We start from the raw sequence: 14,440 nt of genomic DNA, 5'->3' as shown, positions 1-14,440 counted from the left end.
CAAGGCAGCTCGTGAATCCGGCGCCCCGTGCTCCGAGGCTGGTCTTCATGGCCGCCTCACTCAGAGCGTGTGCTTTACGGCACCTCGCGGCACCCGGCTGCCGCGCATCCCTGGACGAGCGGGTCCAGCCCGAACGCGTCGACGGGGCCGAGTGCACCCGTTCCCTTGACTCCCTCGGCCAGGGCGGTGGTGGCGGCCCAGGCGAGGATGCGGGCGGTGAAGTCGTAGGGGTCGCCTCCGTCGAGACGGACCGACGCCAGCAGGCGTCCGGTCGCGTCATAGGACTCGGCGACGATCTGGGAGGACAGACGGGTGTGCGCCTGGCCCGCCCGGTCGCCCGTACGGAGCGTCCTGTCGGCAAGCGCCCGCGTCGTCTTCCTGGCCCCCGGCAGCGTGGCGATCACAGGTGCCGCCCTGGCCAGCACGCCCGCCGTCCGGGTGAGACCGCCGAACCAGCCGAGGTAGACATTCACCTCGCGAAGCCCGCGATGGGCGGGCGGGAGCGTGAAGTGCTCGGAGGCGCCCACCGAGACGCCGTAGCGCCGCCGGCCACCCACCCGGAACTGCCGTGTGCGTCCGTGCTCCCGGATGATGCGGCCCTCGCGAAAGCCGTACATCGGGTCGAGGAGAACGCCGAGCGCGGAGGCGCGGCTGCCGGCGCTGGCCCGCTTGACGATGTTGCCGTTGAAGAAATACCCGACGTCGACCCGCACCGCCTCGGAGCCCGCCTTGCGCAGCGCCAAGGTCGCGGCGAGGTTGCCGGGCACGTAATCGACTCCGAAGGCGGTCACCAGGGCCGCACCCCGGGTCGCGGCGGCCGGGCCGTACCTCTGGAAGATCCGCTTGATGAACATCGGTTCGCCGCATGAGTCGAGATAAACGGCGCCGGCATCGGTGGCGGCGGTCACGGCGGCCTCGCCCCAGCGCACGAACGGCCCGACGGTGGAGACCAAGACGTCGCCTGGGCGGACGATGCGGCGCAGCGACTCCGGCCGCCTGGCGTCGGCGACCTCCGTCGGCAGTTCGACCCCCAGATCGGCGACGAGCGCGTCGAGCCTGGCCCGGTCGCGACCCGCGAGCGCCGGCCGGGCCCCCATCGCGAGCAGGGCCTCGACGGTCAGCCTCCCGGTGAACCCGGTGGCTCCGAAGACCACGATCCTAGGGCTCGTCATGCCGTTACGGTAACCTGCCTCCGATTTCAAGATCCCCAGCGGGTCGCGCCGCATCGTCGGCTCACTGACGCCTGTCCGTGATCGCCTGGTATCCGCGGTCCTTGGGGAACGGATCCGTCGTCGGCGCGACCGTGTGAATCGGCACAGCGCCCGCGACGGCGAGTTCCTCGTACGGCTTGGACGTCGCGCCCCAGGTGGTGACCAGGACGTCGGTCTTGGAGACGGCTCCGTTCACGCCTGGGACCGTGATGACGAACCTGCGCTTGTCGCCCGAGCGGACGTCGTCGACATAGGCCGTTCCTCCGCCCATCAGCTTGCCGGCGGCGTTGCGGAGCATCGCGGTGACCGCAAGGCCGTCCGCCGCCTTCAGGAAGGGGTCGGTGACGTAGCCGGTGACGAGGTAGGAGTCGCCGGGCAGCCGGTCCGTCGCGACGTCGGTCGTCGGGAACGCCAGGAAGGCCGACGGCATCCGCGACGACGGGCGCCAGGTGGCCGGCCGGTAGTCGATCTTCACCCGTACCGGCTTGGCGCTCGTCGTGACCTGGCCGGAGAAGGGCAGCGACGCGCCGGGAGCGACCGCGTCGAGCGGCTGCTCCATGTGGACCACTTGCTTGCCCGCGGCGTCGGTCGCGGTGATCACCGCGACCGCGTTCTCGCCGAAATGCCAGCGGTTGGCGTTCTTGAGCACGCCGGCCCAGCTCACCACGTAGCCGGTGCCCGACTTCGCAACCGAGGAGGCCTGCTCCTTCAGCGCAAGCGGTCGAAGACCGTCAGATTTGTCGTCACCGGTGCACGCCGCGGTCACCAGTCCGGTGAGGGCGAGTGCGATCGTGATTTGTGTGCATCGCGTCACTCAGCCGTCTTAACCCGGAAAGAACAGCCCAGCCCGATGACACGCGCAACCCATCCGTATTTTTGACACCACCCCCCGCCCCCCTTTGCGCGTGATCATGCAGAAGTTCGCGGGCAGGCCACGTGACCTGCCCCTCCCCATGTGGTGATCATGCAGAAGTTCGAGGATTAGGCGGCGACCTGGGGCTTTTCTGTTCATGATCATGCAGAAGTTCGGGAAAGGGCCTCCCTGCCTGCGGGTTCGCGTTCCGTGATCATGCAGTTTGTACGGCCAGGCAAGCAAGAACACCACGACAGCCGGCCAAATCCGTGTGCACGCCGTACATCCACTCGCTCGAACCCAGCACGCGAACCGAGCGTTCATATGCGAACCAGCATGAGTCCGTGGCATGCCGAGCGCCGACGAACAGCCACCAGTGCATGATCACGAACGGGAATCATGCTGGTCAGCGGCGTCACGAGCGAACTACTGCATGATCACGGAACGCGAACCCGCAGGCAGGGAGGCCCTTTCCCGAACTTCTGCATGATCACGAGCAGAGTAAGTGCTGGTCATGCACCCCTCGCGCGAACTTCTGCATGATCACCACAAGGGGGTTTGGTCGCCACAAGGGGGTTTGGTCACCACAAGCAATACAGGTTTTAGCGGGGGCGGTTTACTCGGGTTTCGTCCCATACGGGGGTGGGGGACTCGTACACGCGGCCGTCGGCGCCGAACACCAGGTATCGGTCGAAGTCGGCGGCGAACCAGCGATCGTGGGTCACGGCGAGCACGGTGCCGTCGAAGGCGTCCAACCCCGCCTGCAACGCCTCCGCGCTGGCGAGGTCGAGGTTGTCGGTCGGCTCGTCGAGCAGCAGCAGGGTCGCGCCCGACAGTTCGAGCAGCAGGATCTGGAGCCTGGCCTGCTGGCCTCCCGACAGCGTCTCGAACCGTTGCTCGGCGATCCCGCCCGCCAGCTCGTATCGGGCGAGGATCTTCATGGCCTCGTTCTTCAGGCGGGCGTGCTCGGTCATGACGATCTCGCACGGGGTGCGGCCGAGCAGTTCGGGCCGGGCATGAGTCTGGGCGAAATGTCCCGGCACCACTCGAGCGCCCAGTCTCGCCACTCCCGTGTGCCTGACGTCCTCCCCCGCGATCAGACGCAGGAAGTGGGACTTGCCCGAGCCGTTGGAGCCGAGCACGGCCACGCGCTCGCCGTACCAGACCTCCAGGTCGAAGGGCTTCATCAGGCCGGTCAGCTCGAGGTTCTCGCAGATCACCGCGCGCTTGGCCGTACGGCCGCCGCGCAGTCGCATGCTGATGAGCTGGTCCTTCGGGGCGAGCTCGGGCGGGCCGGCCTCCTCGAAGCGGCGCAGCCGCGTCTGGGCCGCGTGGTAGGCCGGAGCCATGCCGTCGTTGTACGTGGCCTTCTGTTTGAGCATCACGACCAGGCGCTTCAGCTTGGCGTGTTCCTCGTCCCAGCGCCTGCGCAGCTCGTCAAGCCGTTCGTTGCGTTCCTTGCGGGCTTCCGCATAGGTGGCGAAGCCACCCCCATGAATCCAGACATTTCCGGACTCGACTGTCACGATGCGGTCCACCGCGTTGGCCAGCAGCTGCCGATCGTGCGAGACCAGCAGGACGGTCTTGGGGGTCTCCCTGAGCGCTTGTTCGAGCCACATCTTGCCGGGCACGTCGAGGTAGTTGTCGGGCTCGTCCAGCAGCAGCGTCTGGTCCGGGCCGCGCAGCAGCGCCTCCAGCGCGAGCCGTTTCTGCTCGCCGCCCGACAACGTGTGCAGATCCCGATATTTCACGCGGTCGTATGGCATGCCAAGGGCGGCGATCGTACAGGCGTCCCAGAGCACCTCGATGTCGTAGCCTCCGGCGTCCGTATAGTCGGTGATCGCCTGGGCGTAGCGCATCTGGGTCTTCTCGTCGTCGCGCTCCATCATGACGAGCTCGGCGTCGCTGAGCCGCTCGGCGGCCTGCCTGACGCGCACCGGCGCGACGCTGAGCAGCAGGTCCTGCACCGTACGGCTGTCACGCCCGTCCTCCTGCGCGGAGCCTTCCCCCCTGCCGCCCAGGCTGCCGATGAACTGCCGCATGACGCCGAGGCCGCCGGCGTGTGACACCGATCCCTCGATCGGCTGGAGATCGCCCGCGATCAGGCGGATCAGCGTCGTCTTGCCCGCGCCGTTGGGCCCGACCAGAGCCGCCTTGGCACCCTCGCCGATCCGGAACGACACGTCGTTGAGCAGCGGCCTGCCGTCGGGGAGCACATGCGTCAGATGGCTCACTTGCACGCTGTGGCCGCGGGCGCCGGGCCAGTCGAAGGTGGAGGACACCCGCGAAGCGTAGACAGCCACCGGCCCGCGTCACCACTCGTTAACGCGGCCACGGCCGTACGGCAGGCCGTGGCCGGCGCATGAACCAGAAAATCGATCAGACGAAACGCTGGACGAAGGTCAGGGCGGTCTGGGCGACCTCGCGCCAACCGCTGTCGATGGTCAGGGCGTGTCCGCGCCCGGGGATCTCGACGATCTCGGTGATGCCCGGGTTGTCCTTCTGCTGCTTGTAAGAGGCGTTGGCGATCGCCCAGGGCACGGTGTGGTCCTTCTCCCCCGAGATGATCAGCAGCGGCCCGCGGTCGGGGTTGTCGGAGTCCACCTTGACCTCGGTCCAGGGGTTGAGGTTGGCGACCGCGGCCTGGAACAGGGGCGCGCCGGGGGCGGGCACGGCGAAGGTCTCGTACAGCTCCTTGGCCTCGTCCTCGCTCACGGCGTTGGCGAAGGCGTAACGGAACTGGTCGAAGGTCAGCGGAACCGCGCGGTGCCGGTTGGCCGGGTTGCTCAGCACCGGCGAGGCCGAACGCAGCGCAGAGATCGGCAGCGGGAGCACGCCGCGGAACGGCGCGGGGTCGATCGCCACCGAGGCGGCCGACAGACCGCGACCGGCGAGTATCTGGGTCAGCAGGCCGCCGAAGGAGTGCCCGACGATCACCGGCTGCTTGTCCAGCTTCGCTATCAAATCGGCGATGTGGTCGGCGACCTGGCCGACCGTCTTGCCGGCGAGCACCTCGGGGTGGGCGTTGGCCTCCTCGACCGTCTCGGGGTCGTCGGGCCAACCCAGGGCCACGGGGGCGAAACCGGCCTCGGCGAACAGCTCCCCCCACCGGTCCCAGCTGCTCGGCAACAGCCACAGGCCGTGGACGAAGACGACCGGCGTCCGGCCGGTCGCGTTGGCTTCCTCGACCTGCTGAAGATCATGCGTAGTGGTCATGAGCCGAACATTACGTGCCGGACGCGGATTGGCAATCAGTAACTTTTCGGGACATCCAGATCCGGCGTATCAGACGTCACACCGCACATCGCGATGGATGCTCCTACCTGTGATTATTTCGCGCTAGATTCTGGGCCATGCGCGACAACCCCCGATGGCGCCGGCGCCTCCAGTGGGCCGGCGCGGGAGGCGCCCTCCTTGCCGCGATCGCGCTGGGCGGCTCCGGGTGGTACTACTCCGGTCTGGTCATCGACCCCCTCCATTCCCACGACTACCCGCTCGAGGTCGTCGCGGTCGAGGGCGAGACGGTCACCCTCAAGGGCGGCACCGACACCGCCGCGCCGGGAACCTACGGCTTGACCTGGGCGGACGGAAACGCCCAGCTCGGCCCGGTGCTCTCCACCGGCTCCGGCACCGTGACGCGGCGGGTCGAGAAGGTGTCTCGGGGAACACTGCGTGTCGGCGTCCGCGGCTACCTCGACCGTTCCGTGTGGGGGCGCGTCCCTCCCTCCGCCGTCGGCGTGCCGTACCAGGAGGTGAAGGTCCCCTCCCCCCTCGGCGACTTCCCCGCCTGGCGGTCGGAGGGCACGTCGTCCACATGGGTCATCGCCGTCCACGGGCGCAACGGGAACGCCGCGGAGGCGTTGCGCATGTTGCCGGTCTTCCACCGGCTCGGCATGCCGGTGCTCGGCATCACCTACCGCAACGACGAAGGCGCTCCCGAGGGCCCGGACGGCAAGCTCCACCTGGGGGCGACCGAATGGGAGGACGTGGCGGCCGCCATGGCGTACGCCAAGACCCAGGGCGCGACCGCGTTCGTGCTCTACGGCTGGTCGATGGGCGGCGGCATCGTGCCGATGACCGTACGGAACCTCCCCAAGGAGCCCATCAAGGGGATGATCCTCGACAGCCCCGTGCTCGACTGGCGCTCGCCCATCGCCAAGGGCGGGCGCGACATGGGGGTGCCGCCCTTCCTCGTCTCGGTCGCCTACTGGGTCGTCGAACGGCGCACCGGCCTGTCGTTCGACGAACTCGACCACGTACGGCACGCCGCCGGCTTCTCGGTGCCCGCCCTGGTGTTCGCCGACTCCGACGACGCCACCGTGCCCGTCGAGCCGGCGTTGGAGTTCGCCGAGGCCAGGCCGGACATCGTCACGCTCGTCAAAACCAAGGGCGGCGGCCACACCGGCTCGTGGAATGTCGACCCCGAGCAGTACGAGCAGGCGGTGCAGGAGTTCCTGGGCAGGCTCTAGCCGCACGAACCGGGCGGCCGGCGCGTGGCGGCTCAGACGGTGACCGTCACCGAGGTCTGCACCACCGTGAACCCGAGCCGCTCGTAGACCCGCCTGGCCGGATTGGTGTGGGTGACCGCGAGCCCGACGGCGGGCAACCCGTCCGCGGCGGCCTTGTCCAGCGCGGTGGCGAGCACCGCGGCGCCGAGCCCGGAGGGCGAGGTGTCCGGATGGCGGAAGACCTCGGAGATCCACGCCGTGCCCTGCCAGTCGTTGATCAGCACTCCGGCGACCACCTTGTCCTCAGCGTCGACGGCGAGGGTGCTGCTCGGATGCAGCGTGCCCAGCTTCTCTCCCCGCATCAGCGGAGTCAGCTCCTCGCGCAGACCGTCGTCCGCGTCTCTGCGCCGGTGATCGGGATGGCCGGGCGGGTAGGCCGCCAGCCAAGCCGGGAACACCTCCTCCGGCGCGCGGTCGCACGGCACGAACCGGAAGCCGCTCGGGGGAAGGACCCCGGAGGCCGCCCTTCCTGCCAGGTCGCACGTCATGACATGCGCGTGCCGGACGAGCCGGGCGCCCCGGGCGATCAGCTCGCCGGACAGTTCCTCCGGCGCCGAGACGATCCACCCGCGCAGGCGTGACATGACCAGGTCGGCCGCGCCCGGCGCGTGGACCTCCAGATTGTCCGCCCACGGCAAGCCATCGCGCACGCCCTCCTCGTAACTGATCACGGGGGTGCCGTCGCCGTTTGTGATGCTCTGCCTGTCCGCCACCTCTGGAGGTTGGCGCACCGCCGGGAGCCGGGGCAACCCGATTTCCACGGCCTGTCTACGGTGAACATAGGAGAAACACACCCACCCACTTCTAACGAGATACGCAATAACCTGGGCAAATGGCTAACGGCACCGTTCTCGGCGAGTATCTGCGCGCCCGGCGCCAAGCGACGGCTGTCGAGGATGTCGGCCTTCCGGACATCGGCCGCCGCCGCACCCCGGGGTTGCGCCGCGAAGAGCTGGCGATGCTCGCCGGCGTCAGCATCGACTACTACATCCGGCTGGAGCAGGGGCGCGAGCAACGTCCCTCTCCCCAGGTCCTGGCCTCTATCGCGGACGCGCTGCGCCTCGACGACGACGCCGCCGAATACCTGTTCGATCTCGTGCATACACCGCCGCGTCCGCCTGACGGGGCGGAACGGCAGCGGGCCCATCCCACGCTGCTGCAGCTCATGAGTGGATGGCACAACAATCCGGCCTTCCTGATCGGCCGCGGGCTCAACGTGCTGGCCACGAACCGGCTCGCCGACAAGCTCTACGAAGGCCAACCGGGCCAGGACAACTGCCTGAACCTGATCTTCAGCCCGGAGTCGAGGCATTTCTATGTCGACTGGGAGCAGGCGGCCACCTACAAGGTGGGCGAACTGCGGGCCGCGCTCGGGCGTGCCCCCGGCGACCCGGGTCTTCGCCAGCTCGTCGAGGACCTGTCGGCGCAAAGCGACGACTTCCGTACCTTGTGGGCACGCCACGACGTGTGGAACAGGCGCAACGAGGTCAAACGCTTCATCCACCACGACGTCGGCCCGGTCACCGTCACCTGGGACGTGTTCACGGTGAACAGCGCGCCCTGCCAGCAGCTCGTCGTGATGGGCGCCGAGCCGGAGAGCACCTCCGAACGCGCCCTGGCCCATTTGGGGCGGGCCGTCGCGCTCAGACCTGTCTGAACTCAGGGACGCCAGAGGCAGAACTCGTTGCCCTCCGGGTCTGTCAGGACCGTCCAGCCGTCGTGTACGGCCTGCACGCTCGCGCCGAGTGCCACCAGCCGCTCGGTCTCGGCGTCGAGGTCATCGCAGTCAAGGTCGAGATGCAGCCGGTTCTTCACGGTCTTGGGCTCCGCGATCAGCACGAAGAAGAACCGCGGCGTGACGCCCGGCCCCGCCTCCACCAACACGGTGGGGTCGTCCTCGGGATCGTCGACGCCCAGGTTTCTCAGCCGCTCCAGTTCCGCCTCGTCGTACGGTGCGACCGCATAGCAGTCCAGAGCCGCCGCCCAGAAACGCGCGACCGAAGCGGGATGCCGGCAGTCGACCACGACGTCCTTGATGCGGGCCATCGGGCTCTCCCTGTCGTCAGAGCACGTCACGGCGCAGGTAGAGGTCGCGCAGGACGCCGACCTCCCCGCCGTGATGGACGATCTCGTCGAAGACGTGCACCGCCAGGTCCACCGTCGAATCCTTGGCGTAGGGACCGAACGCCGGACCGATGGGGCTCCACCAGCGCTGCTCGTCGATCCGCGCGATCCCCTCCCGCCAGTCGCGGTACGCGCCGTCCAGGAAGGCCGACGCGTCCCGCGCCGAGCCCGGGAAGTCCACGTCGTCAATGGTGATCTTCCCGTCGGCGAACAGCCGGTCGCCGAAGCCGATGAACGTCAGGCCGATGTGCCCGATGCGCCAGGCGATGGTGGTGAAGGGTGCGGGCTCGGGCACGGGCTTCCCCGTCGCGCCGCCCCCGTCGCCGTCGATCCGCCACCGTCCGCCGGCGTCCTGGCGAACCGACCAGCAGTCCGGGACGGGCTCCCAGAAATACTCGTCGTCGCTCAGACCCTCCAGGCGGCCGATGAAGCGGCCCCAGACGAAGTCGAACGCCTTCTCCAGCGAGTCACCGATGCCGGCCATGACACTGTTGTCCCCCTCCCGCCCCCGCGGCGTCAACTCGCCGGACCCCTCCCGAAGGGGAGGGGCCCGGCTCACGGACGCTACTGCTGGAAATGGCCCGGGCCGAAGACCTGCCAGGTCTGGGTCTCCGGGTCACCGATCGAGCGGAACGGAACGGTGAAGCTCAGCGCCTGCGAGGTGGACCGCTTGATCGCCCAGAGCTTGGGCGTGCCGCCCGAACGGTCCCAGGCGATGCCCTGGCCCTCGACGCTCGGCAGGGTGACGGTGGCGACCCACTGGAGCTCGGCGCCCGCGGACGGCAGCTTCATGACGTAGGCCTCGCCGAGGTCGTGACCGGTGAGCCAGAGGCGGCCGTCGGGGCCCCACGATCCACCGGAGTTGCTCATCGGCTTGAAGCGGTCGAGGATCGTCTTCGGGATGTTCCACGACTCGACGACCTGGAAGTCGTCGTCCATCTTGACGATCTGGGTGTTGTCGGTCCCACCGTACGGCTCGGTCTCGCCGTCGGGCACCTGGTCGTAGTTGGCGAAGCCCGCCCACCATGCGCCGTCGTGACGGTCCAGCCAGGTCAGCGAGCCGCGGTAGATGCCGAAGCTGTACGTGTCGATGTGCCGCATCGTCTTGGTGTCGAACACCTCGATCGAGCTCTCCATCGGCGACTGGTCGTAGTTGGAGTGCGCCGCGTACAGCTTGTCGCCGACCACGACGCCGCTGTCCATGTGAATGATCGGGCCGGAGGAGTCGGACACGAACTGCAGCAAAGGCTTGCCGGTCGCCTTGTCGTGCTTGGTGATCTTACGGTTGTCGACCACGTAGAAGTACTTCTTGTCGACGGCGACGGCCTGGTTGGCGTCGAAGGTGTCGTACGACCTGGCAAGGGTGGCGGTGAAGGTCGGCGGCACGGCGACGGCCGCCGCGCCGGCGGCGGAGCGCACCTGCGCCGGCTGAGATGCCTGGGCGGGTGTGACCATGCTCAGGGCAAGGGCTCCGACGGCGATCGACGCCGCCACACCGGTAGCGATCTTGACTCGGGCGATCATCATTTCCTCCAAGGGGCGGATGGTCAGGAGGCGCCAGGGCCGCGCACCGATGGGTGTGCTCGAGACGCCTCCTCAGCCCCGTGGAGACTTTGGTCGTCGTGATGTTCGTCCGCGCGAACTCGACTCGACGACCCGATGAACCAGTCCCTAAGGACGAACGGCCCGATTTGGTGTCATCGGTGGGCGGGCACGGCGTGGATGACGGACACGAGCGACTCGCCGTCGAATCCGATGCGCACGCTGTCGGGATCGCGGCGGACGAACGCGGGGTGGGCGCTGTCCGGCAGTGACCGGACGGGAGCGGACGTCGGCTGGAAACCGGCCTCGCGGAGCCGCCCCAGCCAGCGTTCGGTCGGCTCGTGCCGTTCGTAGCGCTCCTCGTCGTCGGCCGTGCCCACGATGTCGGCCACCTCACGCCGGAAGAACAACTTCATCGCGTTGCGGTCGGCGACCGAGACGTCCAGCGCGTCGATGAGCCGGAAGACGAAGTGGAAGTGCTCCCACGAGTTGCGGAACCGCTCGGGCAGCGGCACCCGGTGATGGTCGGAGTCGGGCTCGCACAACACCACGGCGTCCGGCTCCACGTCGCGCAGCCGCGCGAAGAACGCGTCTCTCTCGTCCACGCCGGCGGCGGAGTCGCGCAGGTGGTGCAGTGCGAACGCGGCGTTCATGACCAGCGGGCGAGGCGCCCGTCGCACCAGATCCCAGTCGTGGCCGGTCATCTGCTCGGCGACGCGCGGGATGCCGTGGAAGTCCAGCGTGACGCCGGTGTCGCGGAGAGATCGCTCGGCCTGGCGGAGGCTCGCCGCGGCGGGATCCACCCCGATCACGGTGAGCCGTCCGGGCGCCTTGCCTTGGTTCGCGAGTGCGGTCAGCAGCGCCGCCTCCTGGAAGCCCGAGCCGATGCCCACCGACAGCAGGGTGGCCGTCTCTCGCCCGGCCAGGTGCTGGGCGAGCAGCGCCCCGCCGATGCGGCCCGCCAGCGCCACCACCGGCAGATGCTCGGCCACCAGATCGAACAGCTCGATCTGCGGCCGCTCGAAACGACGCAGGTAGAGGTTGTCCCGCTCGTCCTGGTCATCGCCGATCCTGCGGGCCAACGCGTCGTGGTAGAGCAGGTAGAGGAAGCCGTCGCCCGCGCTCTCCGGGTCGATGAGCCCGCGTAACTTGTCCAGCCAGCGCCGGGCGGTGTCGGCCCGGTCCGCGTGCGTCTCCTCTACGGCGTTGCACAACATTTCGAATGCGTGAGTGCTCACGTCGGCCCCCTTTTCGAGTTCGTGACGGCCGCCCGGTGCGGCGGTCCCTTGTCGCGGGAGGACGACTCCGCAGTGCGCTCCCCTCGCCTCCTCCTCGCCAGCCCATGGTGGGACGGCGCTCTTGGAATCGACCTGTGAACGTCTGGGAACCGGTTGGGGCCGGGGTTCGTCGTGGCCGGAGCGTCCTCAGACCCGCTCTGCCTCATTGGCGCGATCCGACGCGGCCGAGACGACGGCCAGCAGGCCGGCGACCCCGACGCTGGGGATGATCAGGGCGAGGTGGTTCGCCCCGTCCTCGAACGCCCCGCGCGTGATGTAGGTGCAGAGCGACACCGTCCAGACGGCCGCCGCCCAGGCGAAGGAGAAGATCATCACAGGTACGGCAAGGCGTCCCCGGAAAGCCGCTGAGACGGCCAGCAAGGCGGTGAGGAGTGCGTCGGGCACCAGAAAGGGGTTGCCGGACCGTATGGCATCCGAGGTGATGAAGTAGACGGCCATCACGGCGACGAGGGCGAGCGCCACGATCCTGGCCGTCGTCATCGCGTTGCGCTGGGCTCTTGCAGCGGGCATCGCCGGCTCCTGTCCTCGGGGTTCATCGGCGGTCCCAGTCTCCGGCGAGGGCGCGGGCGCGAGAAGCAGGCCTCCACTCACGCCTGACCGTACGAGCCGCACCCGCATGGTGTGGCTGACCACACCACGAGCGCTATGAGTTGAGGTAGCGCAGGACGGCCAGGACGCGGCGATGGTCGTCGGCTCTCGCGGGCAGCCCGAGCTTGGCGAAGATGTTCGTGCAGTGCTTCTCGACGGTGCGCTCGGCGATGCCGACGCGTTCCGCGATGGCCTGGTTGGTGCGGCCTTCGGCCATCAGGCCGAGGACCTCGCGTTCGCGGTCGGTGAGGGCGCGCAGCGGGTCGTCGGCGCGGTCGTGCCGGCCGACCAGCAGGTCGATGACGGCAGAGTCGAAGGCCGAGCCGCCACCGCCCACCTGCCGGACCGCCGCCGTGAACTCCGCGAGGTCGGACACCCTGTCCTTGAGCAGGTATCCGACGCCCCGGGCTCCCCCGTCGAGCAGCTCGACCGTATAACTGACCCGGACGTACTGGGACAACACCAGCACTCCGGTGCCGGGGTGGCGGCGGCGGATCTCCCTGGCCGCCCGCAGGCCTTCGTCGGTCTGGGTGGGCGGCAGGCGGATGTCCACCACGGCGACGTCGGGGCGGTGCCGCGCCACCTCGGTCAGCAGCGTCACGGAATCCGCGACGGCCGCCGCAACAGTGAGGCCGCCCTCGGTCAGCAGCCGGACGAGCCCCTCGCGCAACAACATGTTGTCTTCGGCGATGACTACCTGCACGGCAACACCGCCCGGATCCGGGTGCCCTCACCGGGTGGGCTCTCCAGGGAGAAGGTTCCGCCGGCGGCCGCGACCCGGTCGGCCAGGCCGCGCAATCCGGAGCCGTCCGTGGGGCGCGCCCCGCCTCGGCCGTCGTCGCACACCTCGACCAGCAGGTGCCCGCCCTCTTGCCCGACGCGCACGTGCGCGCACCGGGCGTCGGCGTGCTTGTTGATGTTGGCCAGCGCCTCGGCCACCACGTAGTAGGCCGTCGTCTCGATCTCGTCCGGCACCGGCGTGGAGATCTCGAGCGACAGCCGTACGGGCACCGGCGCGAGCGCGACCAGCTCACGGACGGCGCCGTCCAGGCCGCGTTCGGTCAGCGTCGGAGGGTGGATGCCCTGTGACAGGGCTCGCAACTCGCCGAGGACGGCCAGCGTCGTGGCCTTCGCCTCGCCGACGAGCTCCCGGGCCCGTTCCGGATGCGTGGGGAGCGCCGACTCGGCCAGGCCGAGGGACATGGGGATGGACAGGAGCCGTTGCTGCACGCCGTCATGGAGGTCACGTTCCAGCCGCCGTCGTTCCGTCTCGGCCGCCCGGAGCACCTGGCTGCGGGAATCGGCGAGCTGGCGCAGGCGCGCCCGCAGGTCGGCGGTCAGGCGTTCGTTCGAGAGGGCCAGCGCGGCGGCGGCGCACGTCGCCTCCAGCAACTCCGGATCGTCCAGCAGGACCGGATCGTGCAGGAGCAGTGCCAGCGGGGCTCCGTTGTGGTCGATGCGCGTCGCCACCCGGTCGCCTTCGTCAGACACGGCCTGGCCCTCCACGTTCACGTACCGCGCGGATTCCGGCGTCCAGTACCCGACTTCCAGGGCCGGATCGTGCAGCGTCTCCGCCAGGGCCTGCCGGATGGTCACGGGCGGAAACGTGTGGGTGAGGTGGACGACCAGTTCGGCGACCCGGCCCCGGTCGGCCCTCCGTCGCAGGAGGGCGGCCAGGTAGCCCAGCGGCACGGCGGCGAGGGCCACGTGCACGACGGGTGTCAGGTGCTGCGCCGCGACCCCGGCGATGACCGCGGGCTTCAGCGTGACGAACAGCGTCACCGCCACCACGGCGGCGGCGAGCACGGGGCCCAGCGCCCGGCGTTGCGCCACAGTGCTGCCCCGCCAGCGGATCACCTGCAGGCCCAGTACGGCACAGCCGATGAGCACGGACGCGAACGTCGCGACGCCTCGCACGGTCGCGGACGCCTGGTCGGTCAGGGCGAGCGCCGACACGACGGCGGCGCTGAGATATGCGACCACCACGACGGCTCGCTGAGCGGGCCCGCCCAGCCGCCCGGTCGGGAACGCCACGATCAGGTGCGCGAGCACTCCGGCCCACACGGCCGCCAATGCCGTACCGGCCGGCGGGGGCGCGAGCTTGGAGAGGAGCCACACCACGCCCACGACGATCATCAGCGGGCCGACCCGGTTGCGGGGCCGTACACGGACGGCGACCAGTCCCGCGCCGGCGAAGGCCACGCTGACGCCGATCGTTGTGACGCGAGTGACGATCTCGCTGGAGAACAGATCCATGGAGTCGGTGACAGCGAAGATCAGACCTGCCTCCGATCGACCGCCGGGGGTGGCGCTTCG

General features: G+C 69.3%; 14 protein-coding genes. 2 read left to right on the top strand and 12 right to left on the bottom strand.

Features of this window, described 5'->3' with window-relative positions; all coding sequences use genetic code 11:
* Positions 1-74: 74 nt before the first annotated feature.
* The 4 genes from Pth03_RS04105 to Pth03_RS04090 form a co-directional block, all read right to left on the bottom strand.
* Positions 75-1,172: a saccharopine dehydrogenase family protein gene (locus tag Pth03_RS04105; RefSeq protein ID WP_203942732.1), complete on the bottom strand. Its 1,098-nt coding sequence runs from the start codon at positions 1,170-1,172 to the stop codon at positions 75-77.
* Between the two features lie 61 nt (positions 1,173-1,233).
* Positions 1,234-2,025, bottom strand: coding sequence for a hypothetical protein (locus Pth03_RS04100; RefSeq protein WP_203942731.1), 792 nt, complete (start codon positions 2,023-2,025; stop codon positions 1,234-1,236).
* A 641-nt stretch (positions 2,026-2,666) separates the two neighbouring features.
* Positions 2,667-4,280 carry an ABC-F family ATP-binding cassette domain-containing protein gene (locus Pth03_RS04095; protein WP_203942754.1) on the bottom strand — a complete coding sequence of 538 codons (1,614 nt, stop codon included), beginning with the start codon at positions 4,278-4,280 and terminating at the stop codon, positions 2,667-2,669.
* Between the two features lie 163 nt (positions 4,281-4,443).
* Entirely contained in the window at positions 4,444-5,280 is an 837-nt protein-coding gene (locus Pth03_RS04090) for an alpha/beta hydrolase (RefSeq protein ID WP_203942730.1), read from the bottom strand.
* A gap of 137 nt (positions 5,281-5,417) precedes the next feature.
* Here Pth03_RS04090 and Pth03_RS04085 point away from each other — a divergent pair, with 137 nt between their 5' ends.
* Positions 5,418-6,533: an alpha/beta hydrolase gene (locus Pth03_RS04085; protein WP_203942729.1), complete on the top strand. Its 1,116-nt coding sequence runs from the start codon at positions 5,418-5,420 to the stop codon at positions 6,531-6,533.
* A 32-nt stretch (positions 6,534-6,565) separates the two neighbouring features.
* Here Pth03_RS04085 and Pth03_RS04080 read toward each other — a convergent pair whose 3' ends face one another.
* Entirely contained in the window at positions 6,566-7,285 is a 720-nt protein-coding gene (locus tag Pth03_RS04080; RefSeq protein ID WP_203942728.1) for a GNAT family N-acetyltransferase, read from the bottom strand.
* Between the two features lie 119 nt (positions 7,286-7,404).
* On the opposite strand from Pth03_RS04080, the gene Pth03_RS04075 reads away from it, so the two are divergent.
* Positions 7,405-8,229, top strand: coding sequence for a helix-turn-helix transcriptional regulator (locus tag Pth03_RS04075; RefSeq protein WP_203942727.1), 825 nt, complete (start codon positions 7,405-7,407; stop codon positions 8,227-8,229).
* 2 nt (positions 8,230-8,231) lie between these two features.
* Here Pth03_RS04075 and Pth03_RS04070 read toward each other — a convergent pair whose 3' ends face one another.
* The 7 genes from Pth03_RS04070 to Pth03_RS04040 all read right to left on the bottom strand — a co-directional run bounded on the left by Pth03_RS04070 (position 8,232) and on the right by Pth03_RS04040 (position 14,380).
* Complete coding sequence (locus Pth03_RS04070) at positions 8,232-8,618, bottom strand: VOC family protein (RefSeq protein WP_203942726.1); 387 nt, start codon at positions 8,616-8,618, stop codon at positions 8,232-8,234.
* A 16-nt stretch (positions 8,619-8,634) separates the two neighbouring features.
* Entirely contained in the window at positions 8,635-9,180 is a 546-nt protein-coding gene (locus tag Pth03_RS04065) for a DinB family protein (protein WP_203942725.1), read from the bottom strand.
* Between the two features lie 80 nt (positions 9,181-9,260).
* Entirely contained in the window at positions 9,261-10,232 is a 972-nt protein-coding gene (locus Pth03_RS04060) for a hypothetical protein (RefSeq protein ID WP_203942724.1), read from the bottom strand.
* A 161-nt stretch (positions 10,233-10,393) separates the two neighbouring features.
* The gene (locus tag Pth03_RS04055) at positions 10,394-11,476 is read right to left on the bottom strand and encodes a GRAS family protein (RefSeq protein WP_203942723.1); all 1,083 of its coding nucleotides are present in this window, start codon (positions 11,474-11,476) and stop codon (positions 10,394-10,396) included.
* 186 nt (positions 11,477-11,662) lie between these two features.
* The gene (locus tag Pth03_RS04050; RefSeq protein ID WP_203942722.1) at positions 11,663-12,046 is read right to left on the bottom strand and encodes a hypothetical protein; all 384 of its coding nucleotides are present in this window, start codon (positions 12,044-12,046) and stop codon (positions 11,663-11,665) included.
* Between the two features lie 133 nt (positions 12,047-12,179).
* A complete protein-coding gene (locus Pth03_RS04045) occupies positions 12,180-12,827 on the bottom strand; it encodes a response regulator transcription factor (RefSeq protein ID WP_203942721.1) in 648 nt (215 codons plus the stop codon).
* Positions 12,818-14,380, bottom strand: a complete 1,563-nt coding sequence (locus Pth03_RS04040; protein WP_203942720.1) for a sensor histidine kinase — start codon at positions 14,378-14,380, stop codon at positions 12,818-12,820. The genes Pth03_RS04045 and Pth03_RS04040 overlap by 10 nt, the downstream gene beginning before the upstream one ends.
* Positions 14,381-14,440: the final 60 nt, after the last annotated feature.

Origin of the sequence: Planotetraspora thailandica (assembly GCF_016863335.1) — a bacterium.
Taxonomy (GTDB): domain Bacteria; phylum Actinomycetota; class Actinomycetes; order Streptosporangiales; family Streptosporangiaceae; genus Planotetraspora; species Planotetraspora thailandica.
The sequence above is the reverse complement of the archived record's forward strand: the minus strand, read 5'-3'. Positions and strand labels throughout refer to the sequence as shown.